At 72.2% G+C, this 6044-nt stretch carries 5 protein-coding genes; 2 read left to right on the forward strand and 3 right to left on the reverse strand.

Annotated elements, in window-relative coordinates; translation table 11 throughout:
* Positions 1 to 289: 289 nt before the first annotated feature.
* The 3 genes from Asi03nite_RS37055 to Asi03nite_RS37065 form a co-directional block, all read right to left on the reverse strand.
* Positions 290 to 1663, reverse strand: a complete 1374-nt coding sequence (locus tag Asi03nite_RS37055) for a carbohydrate-binding protein (protein WP_203685193.1) — start codon at positions 1661 to 1663, stop codon at positions 290 to 292.
* 371 nt (positions 1664 to 2034) lie between these two features.
* Complete coding sequence (locus Asi03nite_RS37060) at positions 2035 to 2733, reverse strand: YidC/Oxa1 family membrane protein insertase (protein WP_203685194.1); 699 nt, start codon at positions 2731 to 2733, stop codon at positions 2035 to 2037.
* Positions 2734 to 2814: 81 nt separating this feature from the next.
* A complete protein-coding gene (locus Asi03nite_RS37065; protein ID WP_203685195.1) occupies positions 2815 to 3087 on the reverse strand; it encodes a DUF6412 domain-containing protein in 273 nt (90 codons plus the stop codon).
* A gap of 80 nt (positions 3088 to 3167) precedes the next feature.
* Between Asi03nite_RS37065 and Asi03nite_RS37070 the strand changes: the two genes are divergently transcribed.
* Together Asi03nite_RS37070 and Asi03nite_RS37075 are read left to right on the forward strand one after the other, a co-directional pair.
* Positions 3168 to 4337, forward strand: coding sequence for a carboxylate-amine ligase (locus Asi03nite_RS37070; RefSeq protein WP_203685196.1), 1170 nt, complete (start codon positions 3168 to 3170; stop codon positions 4335 to 4337).
* 217 nt (positions 4338 to 4554) lie between these two features.
* A complete protein-coding gene (locus Asi03nite_RS37075; protein WP_203685197.1) occupies positions 4555 to 5850 on the forward strand; it encodes a polysaccharide deacetylase family protein in 1296 nt (431 codons plus the stop codon).
* The last annotated feature ends 194 nt before the right edge of the window (positions 5851 to 6044 follow it).

Here is a 6044-nt window from a genome sequence, read left to right on the forward strand (position 1 = left end):
AGGCGGACCAGGCGGGGGCACAGGCGGCCGCCGCGGAGGCGTCACCCGCGAACCAGGTCGCCGTGCCGGCCGCGGCCACGGCGGTGACCGTCGCGAGAAGTACCGATCGGGAGCGCTTCATAGCTGTCCTTCCATGCGCCTCCGGTGAGATACGTCAATCTTTAGGACTGTTAACAGTAAATGTAAAGAGGGTGCGGACCTTAAACATCCTTAAAACTCGATCCGTGATCATCACGCGACGATGGGCCGCAACCGCAGGTCAGCGGCTACGACCCATCGATAAAAATTGTTACCGGCGGAACTGGATCCAGTTCAGGTTCATGAAGTCCGCGGGCTGTCCGCTTGTGAACGTCACGTAAACCGTGTGCGTTCCGGTCACGTTCGACACGTTGCCCGGGATCGACGTCCAGGTCTGCCAGCCACCGGTCGACCCGAGCGCGAAGCTCCCGATCGGGGTGTTGCCCCGGCTGTCCAGGCGCACCTCGACCAGGCCGCTGACCCCGCTGCCGGCTCCGGACGCCACCCGGGCCACGAAGTCCCGCACCCCGCCGGTCCCGAAGTTCACGTTGTCGAACCGCAGCCAGTCGCCGTTCCCGATGTAGCCGACGTCCTGGCCGCCCTCCGAACACGTCTCCACCTGCACGCCGGCCGACGCGTTGTAGGACTCCGCCTGGATCACCGAGTACGCGTCCCGGGTCCCGGTCGGCGGCGGCGTCGTGGTCGGCGGCGTCGTGGTGCCGCCGCCGGACGACTGGTACACCGCCACGTAGTCGACGAGCATCGGGACGCCGGACTGCGTCGCCGAGGTCGGCCCGCCGCCGAACGCCGCCGGGAAGCCACCGCCCATCGCCACGTTGAGGATCACGAACATGCCGTGGTGGGTGGCGTTGTTCCAGGTGGTCGCGTCGATCTGGGACGAGTTGAGCGTGAAGTAGTTGTTGCCGTCCAGGTACCACCGCAGCTGCTCGGGCGACGTGCTGCGGTCGAACTCGATCGCGTACGTGTGGAAGCCGGTCTGGCAGCCGGAACACGCCCGCTCACCGCTGGTCAGACCGGTCGTCTCGTTGCAGACGCCGCCCGGATTCGTCCCGCAGTGCAGCGCCGCGAAGACGGAGGAGCGCCCGTTGATGTCCTCCATGATGTCCCACTCGCCGATGCCCGGCCAGTTCGTCGCGCCGACCGGCCGGGCCGCGTCGCCGAGTGCCCAGAACGCCGGCCAGTAACCGGCGGCCGCCGCCCCGCTCACGTTCGGCTGCTGCAGCCGGGCCTCGATCCGGACCTTGCCGCCGGACGGGGCCGCGAAGTCGGTGCGCTGGGTCTCCACCCGGCCGGACGTCCACCGGCCCGCCGAGTCCCGGATCGGCTTGATCACCAGGTTGCCGCCGCCGTCCTGGTACACGTTCGCTGTGGAGTCGGTCATCGTCTCGATCTCGCCGGTGCCCCAGTTGGCGGCGCCGCCGGGATATCCGGTGCCGATGTCGTACAGCCAGTTCGACCGATTCAGCCCAGTGCCGGCCGCGCCGGTGAAGTCGTCGCTGAAGACCAGCGACATCCCGGCCGGCGGGGTGGGCACTGCCGCCTCGGCCGAGTTCACGAACGTCACGGAGGCGAGGACGGCCAGCGCCGCGGCGCCGGTCGCGAGGAGTCTGCGGGGAGCTGCCATGGGGAACACGCCTTTCCGGAGGGGATGGCGACGTGAGAGCGCTCTCACGAGAAAGATTGCACGCCTGTTTCCACAACTTGTCAACGGATGTCGATATCCCGCCCCGGCTGCGCCCGGAACCCCCACGCCACCGGCCCGGACCCGCGCGGTCACCCGCGGCCCCGGGGCGTCACAATTCGCGCCGTCCACCGCCCGGACCCCGCAATCCGCCCTGTCCCCGGCGCCCGGCCGCGCACCCGCGCCGGCTGGTGGCGATGGTGCCTCACCGGCCCCGGGACACCGCCCACGACCAGCCGGCAAGCGCGGGCCACGCCGCCGGACGGACCAGCCGCGCGGCTCGCGGGCGGGACGGGCGGCCCGGGGTCGCGGGGTCAGCGGTGGGTGGTGGTCAGGCGGCGGCGGGCCTGTTGTTCGGCGGCGGTCCACGCGGCGGAGGTGACCAGGTACAGGCCGCCGGCCAGCGGGAGCCAGGCCACCGCCAGGACGTTCAGCCAGGGCAGATACTTCAGCGTGGCGACGGTCAGCCGGGCGGCCTGCGGGGCGGGCTCGGAGCCGGCCGGGGCGGCCGCCGCCCGCGCCAGGTCCGCCGCCCGGCGGGAGGACCACCAGGCGATCGCCGCGGACAGGGCCAGCAGCACCGCGAAGACCGGCAGGCCGGCGGAGAGGTGCGCGGTCAGCGGGACGCCGGCGATCGCGCCGCTGGGCGGGTTCATCGCCACCCGGTACATGACCATGAAGAACGGGGCCTGCGCCAGCGCCGGGAGCAGGCCGGCGAACGGGCCGATCCCGTGCTCGCGCTGCAGGGCGAGGGTGGCGGTGGCCAGCTCCATCGGATCCTGGTGCTTCTTGCGGAGCTGCTCCAGCTCGGGGGCGAGCGCGGCGCGGCGGCGCTCGGTGCGGATCTGCAGATAGGCGAGCGGGGCCAGGGACGCGCGGACCAGCAGGGTGAAGACGACGATCGCGACGGCGGCCGCGAGGCTCCCGGCGACCGGGGTCAGGTGGGCGGCGAGGCTGGTGATCGCGGTGTGTGCGGCGTCGACCACCGCGTGGAAGACATTGGACAGAGACATGACCGTACCCCAAAGGTCCGAAATTGACAGGACACCGAGGCGGCAGCGCAGCTGACACCCGGACCCCGGCGGGGTCGGGCGTCAGGCGGCCGCGGGGCGGACGGCCGGGGCTCGCGGCCGGGGGCGGCCGGCGGCGCCGGGGTCCAGCAGCCGGGGCGCGGACGTGCGGGCCCGGCGGGCGAACGCCCGCATGCCCGGGACCAGACCCGGGACCAGGACCGGAACGGCCACCGCGGCGACCAGCAACAGCGCGGCGGTGACCAGGGCGAGCGCCAGGACCAGGCGCGGGCCGCTGCTCAGACCGGGTTCGAGCAGGGCGGAACCCGCCAGTGCCCAATACCCCAGAAGCAGCATGGGCCGAAGCCTACCGAGGCCCGTCAACGCCCCCGGTGAGCTGCGGTTTCCGGAAAGATCCGGGAGGGTAACCCAGGCCCATGGAAGCCGCTGCTGCCGAGGGCACGACGACTATCGACCCGCAACTCGCCGCACGCGCCGAGCGACGGGATCTGCTGACCCTGGGGATCGAAGAGGAATACCTGCTCGTCGACACCGTGGAACCACATGGCGTGGAGACCGCGGACGCGGTGCTGGCCGAGGCGCCCGAGGAACTCAAAGGCAGCGTGCAGCACGAATACCTGCGCAGCCAGATCGAGGTGGCCAGTCCGCCGCAGCTGGAGCTGTCCGGGCTGCAGAGGGCGATGACCACCCTGCGCTCCGGGCTGGCCGACGCGGCCGAGCGGGCCGGGTCGCGGCTGCTCGCGGTCGGCTGCGGGCCCGCGGCCGGGCCGGACGCGCGGCTGGTCGACAAGCCGCGGTACCACGAGATGCGTAAGCGCTTCGGGGACCTCTCCCCCGGTCAGGGCCTGTGCGGCACGCACGTGCACGTGAGCATCCCGGACGAGGAGACCGGCATCCGGGTGCTCAACCACCTGCGGCCCTGGCTGCCGGTGCTGCAGGCGGCGACGGCGAACTCGCCGCTGTTCGACGGGCAGGACACCGGGTACGCCAGCTGGCGATCGATGCTGTGGGAGCGGTGGCCGACCGTGGGTCCCACCCCGTACCTGCTGTCGTACGACCACTATTCGACGCTGATCGAGGACCTCGAGACGAGCGGCGCGATGCTCGACGAGGGGATGCTCTACTGGTACGCCCGGCTGTCCGCGCGCTACCCCACCGTGGAGATCCGGATGGGCGACGTGACGCCCACCCTGGACGACGCGATGCTGCTCGCCGCGCTGACCCGGGGGCTGGTCGCGACGCTGCTGAACGAGGTGCGCGACGGGGTCGAGGCGCCGGACGTGCCGTACCCGCTGCTGATGGCCGCGCACTGGCGGGCCGCCAAGGACGGCCTGGAGGGGCTCGGTCTGGACATCGCGAGCCGGCGGCCGCGGCCCGCCTGGGACCTGCTGCGGCAGCTGGTCGACTACGTGCGGCCGGAGCTGGACCGGCACGGCGACGCGGAGCTGGTGACGGTCCTGTTCGAACGGTTGCGGGCACGCGGGACCGGCGCGGCCCGGCAGCGGGCGCTGCTGGAGCGGGGCATCCCGGTGACCGGAGTGGTCGACTGGCTGGCCCGGACGACCCGCGGGGAGAATCTCGGTTGAACTGCGACACATATTGCACACAGCTTTACGGTGAGTGACCAGCGATAACAACAATTAGTGACGATGCGATGACCGATCTGGTATCGCATCTGATCTTGTCGCACGGTAGGCATGACGAATGCCGCCGTACACCTCGCCGCAATTGAGGAGCTCCGGCGACGCAGCCGCGACGGGTGGGCGGCACCGTCGGCCGAATTCCGCCGACGGCTCGGGAAGCATGTCGTGGGCCCGGCCCCGCTCGGCTTTCCTGGGGCCGTCACTGCGATCCGCCACGGACTCCCCGGAGAGCCCGACGCTGAGCCGGCCGGCCCGCCACCGCGCCGGCGACACGGGTTCGTACAGCACCGTTCGTACCACCGGACCGGGCGAAGCCCGCCACTCCGCCGGCCCCCGGCGGTCCCGCTCGAAGACCCGGGCGAAGCGGCCCGTCACCGGCTCGCACCGCGCGCCCGGCACGCTGCCGCTGGAGACCTGGCTGGCGGCGGCCAAGAACCGGCCGACGACAGTGCTCGGCACCCTGGTGGTGGCCGGCCTGCTGATCACCGCGGTGCCGCTGGCCCAGCCCGGCCGCGGCGAGGACCCGGGCGAGCTGGCCGCCGCCGCGCAGGCCGCCGCCTCGGCACAGGCGGCGCAGCAGCGCGAGAAGGCCGGCGACAACGGCGCCCGGGAGAGCGAGCCGCCGGCCGACCCGGTGGCCGGCAGCACCGCCAGGCCCACGCCGTCGGCGACCGTCACCGGCAAACCCGCCGAGTACCACCCGGTGGCCCCTCTTGCGCAGGGCGCCGGGCCGGGCAAGTCGCTGCTCACCACCGGCACCGACCAGGTCGCGCTGACCTTCGACGACGGGCCGGACCCGGAGCAGACCCCGAAGATCCTGGCGATGCTCGAGCAGTACCAGGTGAAGGCGACGTTCTGCCTGGTCGGAACGCAGGCGGAGCGGCACCCGGAGCTGGTCCGGCAGATCGTGGCGGCCGGGCACACGCTGTGCAACCACACGTTCGACCACGACCTGACGATCGCGAAGAAGCCCGCGCAGATCCGCGCCGACCTGGCGAGGACGAACGCGGCGATCCGGGCCGCGGTGCCCGGCGCGCCGATCCCGTTCTTCCGCGCGCCGGGCGGCAACTTCAACGACAAGCTGGTGCAGGTGGCGCACGGCGACGGGATGGCCTCGCTCTACTGGGAGGTCGACCCGCGCGACTGGGAGCACCTGGACGGCGAGTCCGACGCGGCGCACACCAGGCGGGTCATCACGTCGGTGAAGCAGCAGGTGAAGCCGGGCGCGATCGTGCTGTCGCACGACTTCAACCAGCCGGACACCATCGCCGCCTACAAGGAACTGCTGCCCTGGCTGACCAAGAACTTCCAGCTGGGCATCCCCTCCGGCACCGGCGAGACCCCGAAGCCGCCCGCCACCACCGAGCCCATCCCGGCCACCCCCGGCCCGTCCGCCACCACGACCACCGAACCGGACGCCCCCGCCGAGACCCCGTCGAGCGCCCCCACCGAGTAGTAACCCACCCCACCACGCATTGCGTCCGCCGATGACGAGGGCTCCGAAAACGGCTAGCGAAGCGTGGTCGTTTTCGGTGGCCTCGTCATCGGCTCCGAGGGGCGCGATGCCCGCGAGCCGGAGGCGACGCCGGTCAGCAGAGCGTGGTCGTTTTCGGTGGCCTCGTCATCGGCTCCGAGGGGCGCGATGCCCGC

This window comes from Actinoplanes siamensis, assembly GCF_016862395.1.
Taxonomy (GTDB): Bacteria; Actinomycetota; Actinomycetes; order Mycobacteriales; family Micromonosporaceae; genus Actinoplanes; species Actinoplanes siamensis.

What these genes read in the sequence shown, in the direction of transcription:
- Asi03nite_RS37055 (WP_203685193.1), bottom strand. Translation starts at nt 1,663, where the DNA reads ATGGCAGCTCCCCGCAGACTCCTCGCGACCGGCGCCGCGGCGCTGGCC.
- Asi03nite_RS37060 (WP_203685194.1), bottom strand. Translation starts at nt 2,733, where the DNA reads ATGTCTCTGTCCAATGTCTTCCACGCGGTGGTCGACGCCGCACACACC.
- Asi03nite_RS37065 (WP_203685195.1), bottom strand. Translation starts at nt 3,087, where the DNA reads ATGCTGCTTCTGGGGTATTGGGCACTGGCGGGTTCCGCCCTGCTCGAA.
- Asi03nite_RS37070 (WP_203685196.1), top strand. Translation starts at nt 3,168, where the DNA reads ATGGAAGCCGCTGCTGCCGAGGGCACGACGACTATCGACCCGCAACTC.
- Asi03nite_RS37075 (WP_203685197.1), top strand. Translation starts at nt 4,555, where the DNA reads ATGTCGTGGGCCCGGCCCCGCTCGGCTTTCCTGGGGCCGTCACTGCGA.